The following is a 14,793-nucleotide window of genomic DNA, read 5'->3' as shown; positions in this document are numbered from 1 at the left end:
GGTCACGGAGTTACAGATGCCGCCTTATCTTTCACATTCTTAATAAGTTGGGCGCAAACTTCATCAACGCTAGTACTCTACTTCTTCTGTTGATGGTAATAATCATTGATTCCCAGGATATAGGAACCTGATCCGAATCCGCCCATCGGAACGGATCCGGCATAATCCTGCGTGTTGTAGTCTAGCAATTCCGGAATCAGATTATAATTGTTTGTTGCTTGGCTGGTCATCCAGTTAAGGAGTGTCTTTGCCTCACTATTTCTGCCCATTTTCGATAAGGCACCTGCAATTCTTAAATCAATAAATCCCCATTCTCTGGAATCATAGAGGTCACCATCTTGATCCCGCTTATACCCAGGAGTGCTCCCCGTTAGAATACGCAGGTTCTGGTTGTACGCTTTGATCATGCCTGATGCCAGATTTGATTTCGGGTTGACCATGCCGAAGTTGATCGCTTCAACCGTTGACGCGTCATTTTGATATACTGAATCGCCTTTTCTCTCAAGTGACGATGCGATTGTACGGTACCCGTTCTCAGGGACAACAAGCTGTTTCTTGACAGCATCTTTAATAGAAGAAGCCGCTTTACTGTATTTCTTTTCAAGCTGATCCTTGCCCATTAATTTTGCCAGGTTGGCTGCTGACTTCAACCCTTGGTATGCTGTAATATTCGTATAAGCGAATTGTTGACGCGATGGTGCTGTTTTTAAGACGTTGAACGGGGTCCAGTGTTCCTCCCAGATTGAGGAGTCCGGCTGAATCAGACCATTTTCCGGTTGAATTAATTCAATCAGCAAGTCTGCGTCCTGCTTCGTCAGTTTGTTCCAGTTCGAGAGATGATTGCTTTTCAGGAATTGTGTATCACCCGTTGCACGGACATATTGATCAACACTCCATAAGAACAAGCCCCAGCCGTCAAATTCAATATTCGGCCCGTTATTGTTCCAGTCTGATTCTTCCGTGCCGTTGCCAAAATAGCGGCATACAGAAATCAGATAATTATTACTTAGTTTGACACCAAGTCCATAAGTTGGGGCGCCCTTATCTGTACTTTCTATGAAATTTTTTTGATAATAATTCTCTCCCGAAGCATCCTCTGTCTTCTTCATCTGCGCATCAAAGAAGAACTGAAGTGCTGCACGGGCCTCCTGATAATGTCCGGACGCGATTAGTGCCTGGATCGAGTAATTTCCGTCGCGGGCCCAGGCAATACTCCATTCCCCTGGTATCAAGCTTGCTAATACCTGTCCATTAGATGCTCCTGTCTCGCGACTTTGAGACATCTTCAAAACTGCCGTAGACTGCCGGTATACCTGTTGTTCCTGTGCTGAAAGACCCGCCGGCATTTTCTCGGTTCTGTGCCACTTGGTCCACCAGTCTTCTTCCTGCTTCAGCAAAGCCTCAGGGGTACTGCTTAAAGCAATCTGTGCATTAGCAAGAACATCACTGCTTAAATGACTTTCATTACCATCTTCATTCAACCCGATAATCACACCGTACCATTTCGACTTTCCAACGCTCAGCTGATTCGTCCGGTTTTCAAATCCTGTGGTGATATCGTTTCCCTGGCTGACAATCTGATCATTCAGTTTGCCGTTATTTGTGGCATCAGCCCAGGGATTGCTCTCCGATCCGCTTAAACCGGTTTCGTAATGTTCCCCCGCCAGATTCAGGTTTTTATAGATCGCAAGACTACCATTCTTACTATTAAATTCTTTAATGTAATTGCCTTTTTGATTGTGTGTGGTTTGTTCGTTTGCCGTTCCATAGTCTGTCCCCAGATGCATATTTTGGTTAGAGAAGACAGAAACATTTTTATCCGTTTTCGAATTATTGGTCACGCGCACCAACATCACTAATAGAGAAGACTGATATTGATTTTTTCCGGAAAAAGGAGTGAAGTAATAACTGTCAAATTTCAGACCGTCATTATGTTGCGTCGATTTAACAATATTGGTACCGTTTACATATTTGGCCGTATCAACAGGCACACTGTTCAACCAAGTGGCTTTGCCTCCGTTCACCCCATAACCGAAATAAGAATCCCACATGAAATTCGGTGTCGTACTGTTTTCATCTACATGGCTGTAAATATGCCGCTGATAACGAGTCATTTTTCCCTGACCAACCGAGTAAATAGCAGCTGCCAGACCGTTGGAGGTTGTCAGCTGGTTCCAAGAATTATGCCCTTTATAATTAGAATCACTCTTCACACCACTTGCATGAGCTATTGGTACTTGAAAGGCCCAAAGAGACATTGAAAGAATCACCGTCATTAGAATAGCAAAGATACGTTTTACCGATCGCTTTTTAGACTGCAATTGAATTCCCCCTTTTCCCAACTAATATTTAAAAGAAGTAGAATATCATAATCGTTTTGTCTTGGCGGCACTTTCATATCAATCTTTTCCTAGTCAAAAATCAAATCATCATAAACTCGACATGCTGGATCGATTTGCTGTGCTGAAACCTTCTCACCTACTTTCATGTTTAAGGAGATGCACGGGATGGCTTTTGCCCAATTCGTACTCACTTGCCCATGTAACAAACGACTGTCAATACGTAATAAACGAACATCCATCGCCATGATCATTCACCATCATTTCTTGTGTGACCAAACACCCCATATCCCCCTTCACTTTTGCCGAATAAGTAATCCTTGTGTGTATCGAGCGTTCGCATTTTCCGAGTGCACAGCAGCGTTTTGATGATTTGGGTTTCAAACCTCGAAAAGACTGAAACTCCTCAGAGAATACCTACACTACATTACAAGGCAAGCAAACTACATGCCAATTTTTGTGTATCGTATAAAAGAGCTGAAATAACAGGATTTTTCCACTAATAAAAAAAACACATGAAACACTTAGATGTGTATCATGTATTTTGTGCATCGTTTTTTCTCTTCGTGTATTAACTATTTGGGCGATATAATACACTTCAACATCTGAAGGATCTATATTAGTCATGTCATGCAGAACCTTATTCGCCTGCTTCAAATCGGATACATTTCTCCGATCTAACGCTAGATAGTCCAGCTTGTCCTAAATAGTTCTGACTTTTTCTTTCATTAATAACTCCGAGTATTCCGGAATTTCCGCAAATAGATCCGTCACATTCAAAGATACGATTATAATAGCGCATCTAATTTTGAGACATCCACATCCTCGCCAAACCATTTCTTCAGCGCTTCTTTTGCTTTGTTTTTTGAGTCTTCATCTATTGAATAGGCAACTTTACCAATGATGAAAATCAAAACAGCTAAATCATCCGAATAACCTGCAACCGGGATAAAATCAGGAACTACATCAATCGGAAGTATAAAATAGGCTAGACCGGCGATAATCATTGCCTTGTCTTTAGCAGGAACATTTGGACTTTTTGCCATGAAAAATAAGACAAGTGCAAAATATACAACATTAAGTCCTGCTTTTTTAGCATGTCTACCTAGTTTTTGCCAAAATTTTTCTTTTGAATAAATCTTATTTGCTTTTTCTTCATCAATAATCTCTAAGTAGTTTCTTGCACCGTTATCTTCCGTGCTTCACCGTCCCTATTGGCTTCCCGTTCCTTCCGTTGTGCTAAAGCTCGCGCTTGACCGAAAAAGCACGATGATTCTTGACGGTCAGCACGTCCTCCCTCAGGTGCTAACCAAAGCAGGTTTCACATTCACCTTTCCAACCCTAAAGCCAGCACTGGAAAATCTATTAAATAATGCGCGATGCGCCTTTTAATCACTCTCCAAACTAACAAACGAATGATTGCATTAAATTCTCCAAACTGTGTATAATAATAGTAGATCAAGGTAAAATAAATCCGCCAGTGCTTCGAACACTGACGGAATAGCAATATCCGCGTAGAGCGGAGCGATGCTGAAATTTCACAACCACAACGGGATAATCCGTCTCAACTCCGGCTAGAGCATATGAGGCGGATTATTTTTTTCTGTCTGACAGCATCAAGATAAGCACTCCAAAACTAATCATAAGTGTTATCGCTTCAAATACTGTCATTGGCTGCACCCCCTTTCACAAGGGTGTCACCGCATCCGCTCATATGCATCATCTATTGCCTGTTTGTAATTATATCATAGAATGTACGTTCGGTTCTTCAAGCGGTCAGTTATTGTGCCAATCTTTTTAGGAGTGTATCCGTTTAATTCTGCTCGCTGCCGCTTCATTCTACTCCAATTGAACAAGGTCCTGATCAACTGATATACTTGCTTCATGATGCGATGAGAAGAAACGTGCATTGCATTAAATCCGGCGAACTGTGTATAATGATAGTAGATTAAGGCAAAATAAATCCGTCAGTGCTGCGAGCACTGACGGTATGGCAATATCCGCGTAGAGCGGATGCTGTGCTTCATCAACATAGCGTATTTTCACAACGATCCGTCTCAGCTCCTGCAAGAGCATATGAGGCGGATTATTTCTTTCTGTCTGACAGCATCAAAATAAGCACTCCAAAACTAATCATAAGTGTCATCGCTTGAAATACTGTCATTGGCGCCACCCCCTTTCTGAGGGTGTCACCGCATCCGCTCATATGCATCATCTATTGCCTGTCTATAATTATATCATGGAATGTATGTTCGGTTTTAAAGTGGTCAGTTATTGTACCAATCTTTTTTGGACTGTATCGTTTTTTTCTGCTCGCTGCTGCTTCGTCCATCTTCACATGCATGCGTATTGAATGATTTTCAGGATCAAAAAATGCTTGAAAATCATTGATATAACAACGATTTTCAAGCATCATCCTTCAAAATTTTTGAGACGTATTCTAACCCTGCTCAGATACTCAGAATCTCTTTAATTTCTTGTTCGGACATCCGTGACAGGGATTGATCACCGGATTCTACCACCGTTTCAATGAGATCCTTTTTCTTTTGTTGCAGTTCATGTATTTTTTCTTCAATTGTACCTTGAGTGAGCATACGGACAACCTGTACGACGTTGCGCTGGCCGATACGGTGCGCTCTGCCGATTGCCTGATCCTCAACCGCCGGGTTCCACCACAAGTCATAAAGAATCACGGTATCGGCGCCGGTCAGATTCAGTCCTGTGTTGCCCGCTTTGAGCGAGAGCAGGAATACAGCGTTCTCCCCTCGGTTGAATTGTTCCACCATATTGACGCGTTCTTTTGCCGGGGTCTGCCCGTCTAGGTAAAAAAAGGACAAGCCTTTTTCCTCTAAAGCTGTACGGATAATGGCCAGCATGCTGGTAAATTGTGAAAAAATTAAAATTCTGCGGCCGTTCTCAAGATAATCGGAGATCATTTCAAGGAGCTGCTCCAGCTTGCCGGATTCTCCATGATAGTCTTCCACAAAGAGGGCAGGATGGCAGCAAATTTGCCGCAGCCGAGTGAGTCCGGCAAGGATCTTGATTCGGCTCTTCTGAAATCCTTCCTTTTCAAGGGAATCCTTTGTTTCCTTCTGAATTTTTTCAAGGTAGGCCAGATAAAGCCCCTTCTGATCCTTTGTCAGTTCGGAGCTTTGAATGGTTTCGATTTTGTCAGGAAGCTCCGATAAAACATCCTTCTTCACGCGGCGAAGCAGGAATGGCCGGATCATTCGTGCAATTTTTTCCTGATCCATCTTTTTAAACTCTGAAAGCTTCGGGAAGAATCCGGGTAGAAGCGTCTGGAAAATCGACCAAAGCTCATCAATCGAATTCTCAATCGGTGTTCCGCTCAATGCGAAGCGGTTCCTTGCCTTAATTTTGCGAACGGCTTGGGCTGTCTTCGTATTGAAATTTTTGATTGTCTGCGCTTCGTCAAGGATCAACGTACTGAATTTTTCATTCTCATAAGTGTCAATGTCCTGCCGCAGCGTTTGGTATGAAGTGATCCAGATATCAGGTTTCTGCTCTTGCTGAAGCAAGGCCTGCCGTTCCAGCACTGTCCCTGATGCAACGACAGCATTTAGGTCAGGTGCGAATTTTGTCAGTTCATTTTTCCAGTTGTAAATCAATGATGCCGGCGTAACAATCAATACCGGTTGAACATCGGACTTCGTTTCTTTTTCCGATAAAAGAAACGCAACACTTTGTACTGTCTTGCCCAGCCCCATCTCGTCGGCCAAAATGCCGCCAAGTCCGTAATTTCCCAGTGTTTTCAACCATTGATAGCCGTAATATTGATAGTCTCTGAGATCGGCATGGAGCGAATCGGGCAAATCAAATTCAATCAGTTCCGGGTTTTTCAGTCGGTTCAAAAAGCGTCGAAATCCCTTGCCAAAGCCAACGGATGCATGCTGGTCACCGAGGATTGAGTCAATTTGCCCGCCGCGATAAATCGGCACGTTCAGTTGATTATCCTGAAGCTCTTTCCTTGATATGTTCAGTTCGTCCAGCATCTGTTTGACGGACGCGAACGTCTCATCCTCTAATGGGACAAAGGTGCCGTTCGGGAGACGATAGTAGCGTTTCTTTTCAACAAGTGATTGAAGGATGTTCTGAATCTCATCTTCTTCAATCCCATCAAGCTGGAAGTGGACATCGAGCCAATTTTCGCTGTCATCCATATCAATTTTCGCAAACGGGGTCTTTTGGTCTGGCATCAAAAGCGTTCTGACTGAACTGGTCAGAAGAATTTCCGCAACATTTTCCAGTTGCGGGAGGTCCTCGTATAGAAAATCGTAGATGGCTTCCTCTCCCTCGGCATACAGCTGATTCCCGCTGATTTTTAGCGAAGAGGAGTCAATAATATCCATAATCACTTGTTCTTTTTCCGCATCGCGAATAAAGATCTGATCATCCGCCCCGGCGCCTTCATCTTGTTCGAAGGGCTTCACGACCGCATGTCCATAATGGTATTCAAGCTGAACAGTCAATTGGTCATCTTCACGATCAACCAGCAGTTTCGCATGCAGCGGATGCCATGCGATGCGCTCTGAAACCGTATCCGCAATCTTCAGTTCGCTGATTTTCTTCAAACCGGGTGCCGCGTGAGAAAGAAACGATTCAATCTGATCTTTTCTAATCGGCAGCGTAGTGATTCCGGAGCGGCTGACAATCGAGAAGAGTTCGCCAACCAACCCTTGTTGATCGGAAGAAAGATGATATAATTCTCCATTTTTTAAAAGATAACCATATTGATCGAGATACTCAGCATCGTCCAGATCGGACAGGTCCACCTCATAATCGCCTTGCGAACGCTCATCCAAACGAAGTTCAAATGGACGTTCATTTTCATGTACAGTGATCTGATTCCCGCCTAACAAGCCATTATCAAAATTAATGGAGCAGGATTGGAGTTTGTCCAGGAGCTTCGGAAACAGCATTGGAGGAATAATGAATTGACGGTCATCGGCACCCGAGTAACTTCCGGTATACGCGTTCTGCATCATCCTGTAATTTCTATAGCTCATCTGCTGACCAAGCATATCAATAACCGCCTGATCTTCAGGCGTGTACCCATGCTCCGAGGGACTATATGAAAACTTTTTCGTAAATGTATACGAATCTTGGTTAAGTACGGCAGTGATAAAGTCCCTGATATTCTTGACAACATACAGTCTTTTGGTGCCGGTCTTCATCTGCAAGGTGATCCATGATGAATGAAGGCCAATCGTCCATTCAGTTTGCATCACCTGTTTCCGATCAGCATGCTGCCGATCATATTCTTTCTGTTGAACGCGCGAAAACGTATCGATTAATTGGCCCGTTAAATCCTTGTTGAGACGAGCGATCATATGATATCCCGATACGCGCATCCCCTCTTCTTGCTCTTCTTTTATTTCCAGAAGAACAGCCGCCACATGCTTACAAGGGGTTGAAAATTGCTCAGCGGCCGGACAGTCGCAGTCATAGATAAGCGATCGCCCTTCAAAGCACACATCGACCACATATTGCTCTGTCCCTTCAATTTCCGCTTCCCAAGAATCGGTGTTCGAGTCATAATAGAGGCTTTCCACACGTCCTTCAAGGTAATAGTTATAGCCGCGTTGATAGATGGTCGGGGAAAAATAGTCTTTAATTATTTTTTCTGTTAGTTGAATCATGATTACACTACACACCTGTTCGCTTCATTTATCGTGCGACGTTTTCGTCATTTCGACTGAATCAAATTAAAAAAAGGACTAATTACCGCAACTATAACACAGATTGAAGGCGCAGCAATAGAAGGACACTTTCTAAAAATATGGCATTTGCTAGGTGTTGATCATACAAAAAAGTCGATACTGAAGAACCCGTAAACTAGAGATACTTCGGAACTCGTTGCAGCAAAAAAGTCAGCGCTTTGACTGATGCAAAGCACTGACTTTTTACAGTAGTTGATATGTTTTCACTCGATCCGGATCAGCTGCTCGCATACTGTCTTGGGCGATGGTGCATCAGAAAGTTCGTAAATTGTTTCCATACCAGCATGACTATAATAGGGATTAATAAGCCCATCAGACATTTTAACAGCCAGTGGTCAGGGAGCCCCATGATTTCCGGCAAGTCAAACAGTGCTCGATGCCAAAACATAATCAGCACCGTATGACGCCCCCAGAGAACAAGCCAATGAAAATATTTAAGTTCACTCAGTATTTGCGAGATGAGTATAATCCCTAAGCATAAAATGAGCGGTGTAATCAACGCCAGCCCCGTATGATTTAGATTATCCGATTTCAGATATAATGTGAAATTGATTTTCTTGGTGAATTGATCGTGAATAAGAAATAAATAAAAGATACCAATGGCCAAAAGGGTTATATATTTATGAGACATAGTCTGAAGCAATTTGAACCCGTAATAGCCGGCCAGCATATATGTGGTGGTAATTAATACGACTTGGACATCCCATGGGAAATAAGGGTGTCCTAGGAACTCTGGTTGCTGATGAACTGTTCCAATGGCAAACAGAGTCAGACTGATGATCCATTGTAAGACCACAGGACGCACCCAAGTGATCAAAACGATAACCACGATCAGTGTGAGAATATAGACATTAATGAACCAAAAAATGCTTAAATAATTATTAAGCGTCCTTCCACCGTAAACCAGGCGGACAAAATAGAAAGCGGTGTACGACCAGTCCTGATTACGGACAAAATGGCTAAGCATAATTAAAATGCTTCCCATTAGGAAGTAGGAAACAACTAATGGTTTGCAGCGACGAGACCAAAAGTGGCGAATTGCTTCCCAATTATGAGAAAGCGGTTTTAAAAAGAAGCCTCCGATAATAAAAAAGAGCGGCATATGCCACCAATAAATGGCATCATAAACAAGATCAAAAGAACGAATATCGCGCTCAGAATCAATGGCATGCCCGAATACAACCGCAATGATTCCCAGTGCCTTTGCTATATCTACCCATGTAATCCGCCGCTTAGTAGTTGACACCATATCAACAATCACCTTTCATCCCTTAAGCATTTCTATCTTTACTTGAGATCAACCTAAACTGGAATATTTTCCTTTAAAATGGCCTCACAAATGCTTAGTTTAGCACGATTCATTTATTTTGAAAGGTCTATTCACAAGTTTAATCTAAATGTAAAAATTGAGTTTTCTGCCCCAATATAGCGCATAATTAAACTGAAATTTCGTGAATTTTATGGAGGCTTGAAGTTCGAAAATTAAGGGTCAAGCAGGGGTAAAAGGAATGAGCAGTTGGAAATCTTTTTACAAGAAGTTTAGTTGGTTTCTCAATGAAACAAAAAGGCATCTCAGAAATTTCTGAGATGCCTTTTTCGTCAAAAACACTGATACCGGTGGTCGGGGTCGAACCGACACTCCCGAAGGAACATGATTTTGAGTCATGCGCGTCTGCCAATTCCGCCACACCGGCACAATAAAAAATAATGGCAGTAAAAGTAAGTAAATGGAGGCGACACCCGGAATCGAACCGGGGATAAGGGTTTTGCAGACCCGTGCCTTACCGCTTGGCTATGCCGCCATAATAATGGAGCGGAAGACGGGATTCAAACCCGCGACCCCCACCATGGCAAGGTGATGTTCTATCACTGAACTACTTCCGCATTAAATTGGCCCAGCTGGATTCGAACCAGCGCATCACGGCACCAAAAGCCGTTGCCTTACCGCTTGGCCATGGGCCAAAATTTATGGGGCGATTAGTGGGGATCGAACCCACGCGTGCCGGAACCACAATCCGGTGTGTTAACCACTTCACCATAACCGCCATAATGATTAAAAACAGGGGTAGTAGGAATTGAACCCACACTGGAGGTTTTGGAGACCTCTGTTCTACCTTTAAACTATACCCCTATAATATGTAAATGGAGGGAGAAGGATTCGAACCTTCGAACCCGTAGGGAACGGATTTACAGTCCGTCGCGTTTAGCCTCTTCGCTATCCCTCCACAATAATAAATAAAATATAAGGAATAGATATTGGCATCTATTGTATAAAATATAATGGTGCCGATCAGAGGACTTGAACCCCCAACCTACTGATTACAAGTCAGTTGCTCTACCAATTGAGCTAGATCGGCACGAACAAATGGTGGCTCGAGGCGGAATCGAACCACCGACACGAGGATTTTCAGTCCTCTGCTCTACCGACTGAGCTACCGAGCCATTATGTAAAAAACAAATGCTGACAATATTAAGTGAACAGCCTATGTTGTAAAAAAACAAAATAAAATGGCGGATCCGAGCGGATTTGAACCGCCGATCTCCTGCGTGACAGGCAGGCATGTTAACCCCTACACCACGGATCCACAATTGCGGGGGCAGGATTTGAACCTACGACCTTCGGGTTATGAGCCCGACGAGCTACCAGACTGCTCCACCCCGCGATGATATGGTGGAGGATATAGGGCTCGAACCTATGACCCTCTGCTTGTAAGGCAGACGCTCTCCCAGCTGAGCTAATCCTCCATATAATTTTGAACAAGCCATTAAAAACACCATTACATTCTAATACATGGCTCATAAAAAATCAAGTAAAACAATGACCCGTACGGGATTCGAACCCATGAACCCACCGTGAAAGGGTGGTGTCTTAACCACTTGACGAACGGGCCAGAAAAGCAATTGTCGTAACATCTTGCCGCCGACTTTTAAAATGTTACCATCATTCATACCAAATTGCAAGTGTTTTTATAATTAATTTTTAAAAATCAACTATTCCAGTATAACCGATATATGCCAATTAATACAACAACAAATAGGCAGCACATTTTTATCATGCTGCACTGCTGCCCCTCTCTTGATTATCTCATCATGCTGCTGCATAAAAAGAGCCCACCCACAATGGATGCCCTTCTACGCCCCTCTCAGTACTCTCAAAGCAGTTTGTTGCCTGAATGGGAATCACTGTTCATAACCTTCTCAAGGTCACTGGAAGATAACGGACGATAATAATAATAGCCCTGAACTAAATCGCAGCTCCATGTTCTTAGAAACTCAAGTTGAACTTGGTTTTCAACACCTTCAGCAATCAACTGAAGGTCTAAGTACTTCGCTAAATTGATAATTGCTTTGGTAATGCCGGTTCCCTTGGCACTATAACCAATATCTTGAATAAATTGCATATCCATCTTCAGACGATCAACAGGCAATTTTTTTAAACGTCCTAATGAGGAGTACTTTGTTCCAAAATCGTCAATTGACAGCGACACGCCAAGTGCTTTTAAATCGTTAAGCACACGCACGATGTACTCGAAATCCTTTGTTGTTGCACTTTCAGTTATTTCAAGTTCAAGAAGCTCAGGATCAATGCCTGTCTCATCAAGTACTTTTTTTACCTGGTTGACAAGCAGCGGGTTGCGAAGCTGAACAACTGATAAATTGACAGCGACACGAACAGCGGGTATACCTTTATCAAGCCATTTTTTCAGCTGAGTGCACGCCGATTTTAATACCCACTCGCCTATTGGGTTAATTAAACCGGTCTGTTCCGCCAGCTCGATGAAGACACCAGGCGATATGTTCCCGAGTTCCGTATGTTTCCATCTGAGCAGTGCCTCAACACCAACGACCTGTTCCGTTTTTAGACAAACCTGGGGCTGATAGACAATGCTCAATTCATTTCTTGGGAGTGCATGAAAGAGACTGCTCATTAATCTCAGCCTCATCTGCAGCCTGTCTTTCATCTCTTTGGTACATAGAGCATATTGGTTCTTCCCCTTGCTCTTCGCCTCATACATAGCCGTATCAGCGCTTTTAACCAATGTTTCGGTATCATCTCCATCATCGGGATATAGAGCAACACCTGCACTGGCTGTAACAAATACTTCTTGTTCACGAAGCATGAAAGATGTGTGAAACAATTTCATGATTTTATCAATAGTGCGGATTGCCTCTTCAGGTTCTGAAATGTGATTAAGCATGATCAGAAATTCATCACCGCCAAATCGCGAAACGGTATCCGCCGGGCTGATGCAATGCGATAATTGGCCGGTTACCTTCTTAATCAGCAGATCTCCGGCTTCATGTCCTAGTGTGTCATTCACATCTTTAAATGAATCTAGATCTAAGAAAACGATCGCAATCTTGTTGCCCGTTGATTCTGCATGGCTCATTGCTCGTTTTACACGCTCGCCAAATAACAAGCGGTTAGGAAGACCTGTGAGTTCATCAAAATAGGCCATAAAATGAATCCTTTTCTCTGCAGTTACTTTGACCAGCGCATCCGCAAAAATGTTTGCTACAATTTCAAGCAGACTCATCCAGTTAATGTTCCAATCGTTCGATGTTTTTGTCGATTCCAGCTTTAAATGTCCAATCGCAACGTTATGAACGGTAATGGGAACAGACAGTACGGATTGAATTCCTTTCTTTTCAAGTTCTTGCCGAATAACCTCAGCCTCGCGAGGCAGCTTTTCACGATTCGAAATGTGAATGATGCTGTTTTCTCCAAATTGTTTTACCCATTCTTGTGAATAGGTCGCGAAACCATGAACAATCTGATTTGGATTTTTCTTATTCCAAAAAGAGCTGTTTTCCGGATCCATAAAATTATATTCTGCTACACTTAGGTTGAGCGAGACATGATCAATATCAAAGAATTCTCCGATCGCTTTAAGGATATTATCCATCTTTTCTTCGACATTAAGACGACTTACCGTCACAAAGTTTGCTGAGATCTTTGATGCGAATTTTTGCACACGCATCTGCTCCGAATTCTGCTTCAATCTGAGAATATAAATTCGATTCACATAAAAGGCAAAGATAACGCCCGCGGCTAAGATTGTAAGTCTGCTTATATAGACATCACTTCTCAACGTAAGATGCAAACTTTGGGCTGAAATCCACACATAGATCTGCGTGAGAAAAGAAGATAAGGATATTGCTGTAAGCATCATTCGCTGATTGAACACCAATGAGCCAATAATTGTTACAAATGGGATTGCAAAGATTACAGAACTCGTGTTTCCTGCTAATTTTATGATGAATATGGGTATAATTAAAGAAGCGATAATGGTGTAAATTGCTTCCATATCACTTCGATTCGTATGTCGTCTATTACAAATGAATAGGGAAACACCTAATCCAATAAGTAACAATCCTGTTTCAAAACTCGAGACAAAGCTTTCATTTTTTGAAAGTAAAAATTGACAGACAAAATAGACGATTCCGCACAGTACAAGAACCATCGACGACAGATCATACATTTTTGTGCGATTTTCTTCATTAAGAATTATTTCTGCTTCATCTATGGTTGGATTACTCATCAATCTGTATTTCCTGATACAGTAACAGATGGACGCAATGAAGAGCATGAAGAGGATTGGCGCCATTTGTGGCACAGGCAGAAAGTCAAATGAATTATTGATCAAGTCGGTAAATGTGCCCAATATACTAACGACAACATATCCCCCAAAAATAACCTTTGCCTGATGCTGTTCATCTTTTGTTGTTGCATGTTTTCTCCAGTGCCAAAGCATCAATAGACCCGCTACTAAAAATACCGTGAAATAGCTATAGAAAAAAAAGTCCCAGCCATTGTTTACTGCGAGATTCACCCATAGACCGTCACGCTTAATAAATTGATACTGCGCAGCGGCCATGGGGGCCGAAAGACCAAATACATAAACCGTAAGCGCAGCAGGCAGATAAAGTGCCGGATACATCCACACTTTTTTAAGAATCCGTTGATTTCCTGTCAATATAAAACAAAAGTGCAAAAGCGCTCCGTAAAAAGTGCCCCAGCCAATGGCTGAAAATCTTCTCCAAAACAAACAGATTGTACTGCTCGGTGCAATCACAGAAATTGAAAATCCAAATGACCAGATGCACAAACAAATACAAACAGTAAAGAAAATACGATTTAATTGATCCTTCGCATTTTTCAAAATCACATAAGTACCTAATAGCACACTGATTATGCAAACAATCATAAATAAGAGTGAGAAAAAATGCAGATTTGACGTTTCCATTTACTAACCTTCTTTCACAGTCACCAAAACATTAAGTTCGTATGTATTCAAGTCAACCGGGCGTCATTATTTTAATTATTCATTTCACTAAAAATCACGCGTCAACTATTCTTTTTCGCTCTACCTTAAGTTTATTATGAACTTGGTCTACATAATACTGCATTAAGGACAAATAGTCTATGCCATTAGTATCGGTACAAATAGCCAATTGGTGAACCTATATTCACTAAAAAGCATAAAAACCGTAAAAAAGAAAACCATACACAGATTGAACAGATCTATGTATTGTCAACTTCTTTTTCGCATGTTGATTTTTATCGTCATCTATTGTAGCATGGCCGCAAATCGGAACTTCGCTTGTTGGTGTGAAAAAGCGCAAGTGAATATCATAATCATCTGGATCATCAGATGGCATCATAAAAGCTGTCTCAGAATTGTTTAACTCCTTATATAATAAAATTAATA

The 14,793-nt window shown here is 42.2% G+C and carries 11 protein-coding genes and 13 tRNA genes; 1 reads left to right on the top strand and 23 read right to left on the bottom strand.

The genetic code is table 11. The features are described 5' to 3' along the window. Nucleotides 1–77: 77 nt before the first annotated feature. The 3 genes from NOM01_RS14415 to NOM01_RS14405 all read right to left on the bottom strand — a co-directional run bounded on the left by NOM01_RS14415 (nt 78) and on the right by NOM01_RS14405 (nt 3,385). Nucleotides 78–2,321, bottom strand: a complete 2,244-nt coding sequence (locus tag NOM01_RS14415) for a glycoside hydrolase family 15 protein (RefSeq protein WP_255749193.1) — start codon at nt 2,319–2,321, stop codon at nt 78–80. Between the two features lie 89 nt (nt 2,322–2,410). Beyond that, nucleotides 2,411–2,581, bottom strand: a complete 171-nt coding sequence (locus NOM01_RS14410) for a PTS sugar transporter subunit IIB (protein ID WP_255749232.1) — start codon at nt 2,579–2,581, stop codon at nt 2,411–2,413. A 546-nt stretch (nt 2,582–3,127) separates the two neighbouring features. Beyond that, on the bottom strand, nt 3,128–3,385 hold the full coding sequence (locus tag NOM01_RS14405; protein ID WP_255749192.1) for a YkvA family protein: 258 nt from the start codon (nt 3,383–3,385) through the stop codon (nt 3,128–3,130). A 151-nt stretch (nt 3,386–3,536) separates the two neighbouring features. Between NOM01_RS14405 and NOM01_RS14400 the strand changes: the two genes are divergently transcribed. Further along, on the top strand, nt 3,537–3,731 hold the full coding sequence (locus tag NOM01_RS14400; protein WP_370646140.1) for a DUF1731 domain-containing protein: 195 nt from the start codon (nt 3,537–3,539) through the stop codon (nt 3,729–3,731). A gap of 201 nt (nt 3,732–3,932) precedes the next feature. On the opposite strand, the gene NOM01_RS17295 is transcribed toward NOM01_RS14400, so the two are convergent. From NOM01_RS17295 to NOM01_RS14310, 20 genes are all read right to left on the bottom strand, one after another. Further along, the gene (locus NOM01_RS17295; RefSeq protein ID WP_370646141.1) at nt 3,933–4,010 is read right to left on the bottom strand and encodes a putative holin-like toxin; all 78 of its coding nucleotides are present in this window, start codon (nt 4,008–4,010) and stop codon (nt 3,933–3,935) included. A gap of 243 nt (nt 4,011–4,253) precedes the next feature. Continuing rightward, a complete protein-coding gene (locus tag NOM01_RS14395; protein ID WP_255749190.1) occupies nt 4,254–4,385 on the bottom strand; it encodes a hypothetical protein in 132 nt (43 codons plus the stop codon). A gap of 40 nt (nt 4,386–4,425) precedes the next feature. Beyond that, nucleotides 4,426–4,503 carry a putative holin-like toxin gene (locus tag NOM01_RS17290; RefSeq protein WP_353949365.1) on the bottom strand — a complete coding sequence of 26 codons (78 nt, stop codon included), beginning with the start codon at nt 4,501–4,503 and terminating at the stop codon, nt 4,426–4,428. Nucleotides 4,504–4,789: 286 nt separating this feature from the next. Further along, nucleotides 4,790–7,999, bottom strand: a complete 3,210-nt coding sequence (locus NOM01_RS14390) for a DEAD/DEAH box helicase (protein WP_255749189.1) — start codon at nt 7,997–7,999, stop codon at nt 4,790–4,792. A gap of 298 nt (nt 8,000–8,297) precedes the next feature. Then, nucleotides 8,298–9,329 (bottom strand): acyltransferase family protein, encoded by a 1,032-nt coding sequence (locus tag NOM01_RS14385; RefSeq protein ID WP_255749188.1) that lies wholly within the window; start codon nt 9,327–9,329, stop codon nt 8,298–8,300. A 363-nt stretch (nt 9,330–9,692) separates the two neighbouring features. Continuing rightward, nucleotides 9,693–9,774, bottom strand: a tRNA-Leu gene (locus NOM01_RS14380). Between the two features lie 34 nt (nt 9,775–9,808). Continuing rightward, nucleotides 9,809–9,882 (bottom strand) — tRNA-Cys (locus NOM01_RS14375). Nucleotides 9,883–9,889: 7 nt separating this feature from the next. Next, a tRNA-Gly gene (locus NOM01_RS14370) sits at nt 9,890–9,964 on the bottom strand. Nucleotides 9,965–9,970: 6 nt separating this feature from the next. Further along, nucleotides 9,971–10,042: transfer RNA gene (locus NOM01_RS14365), tRNA-Gln, on the bottom strand. Nucleotides 10,043–10,049: 7 nt separating this feature from the next. Then, nucleotides 10,050–10,125, bottom strand: a tRNA-His gene (locus tag NOM01_RS14360). 15 nt (nt 10,126–10,140) lie between these two features. Then, nucleotides 10,141–10,211 (bottom strand) — tRNA-Trp (locus tag NOM01_RS14355). 12 nt (nt 10,212–10,223) lie between these two features. After that, nucleotides 10,224–10,305, bottom strand: a tRNA-Tyr gene (locus NOM01_RS14350). 56 nt (nt 10,306–10,361) lie between these two features. Continuing rightward, a tRNA-Thr gene (locus tag NOM01_RS14345) sits at nt 10,362–10,437 on the bottom strand. Nucleotides 10,438–10,446: 9 nt separating this feature from the next. Beyond that, nucleotides 10,447–10,522 (bottom strand) — tRNA-Phe (locus NOM01_RS14340). Nucleotides 10,523–10,589: 67 nt separating this feature from the next. After that, nucleotides 10,590–10,665, bottom strand: a tRNA-Asp gene (locus tag NOM01_RS14335). A 4-nt stretch (nt 10,666–10,669) separates the two neighbouring features. Continuing rightward, a tRNA-Met gene (locus tag NOM01_RS14330) sits at nt 10,670–10,743 on the bottom strand. A 6-nt stretch (nt 10,744–10,749) separates the two neighbouring features. Continuing rightward, nucleotides 10,750–10,825, bottom strand: a tRNA-Val gene (locus NOM01_RS14325). A gap of 74 nt (nt 10,826–10,899) precedes the next feature. After that, nucleotides 10,900–10,971: transfer RNA gene (locus tag NOM01_RS14320), tRNA-Glu, on the bottom strand. A 261-nt stretch (nt 10,972–11,232) separates the two neighbouring features. Beyond that, on the bottom strand, nt 11,233–14,328 hold the full coding sequence (locus tag NOM01_RS14315) for an EAL domain-containing protein (RefSeq protein ID WP_255749187.1): 3,096 nt from the start codon (nt 14,326–14,328) through the stop codon (nt 11,233–11,235). Between the two features lie 226 nt (nt 14,329–14,554). Beyond that, nucleotides 14,555–14,793: PhzF family phenazine biosynthesis protein (locus tag NOM01_RS14310; RefSeq protein WP_255749186.1), on the bottom strand; the 239-nt coding region annotated here is incomplete at its 5' end.

Source organism: Sporolactobacillus sp. STSJ-5 (assembly GCF_024385605.1).
Lineage (GTDB): Bacteria > Bacillota > Bacilli > Bacillales > Sporolactobacillaceae > Sporolactobacillus.
The sequence above is the reverse complement of the archived record's forward strand: the minus strand, read 5'-3'. Positions and strand labels throughout refer to the sequence as shown.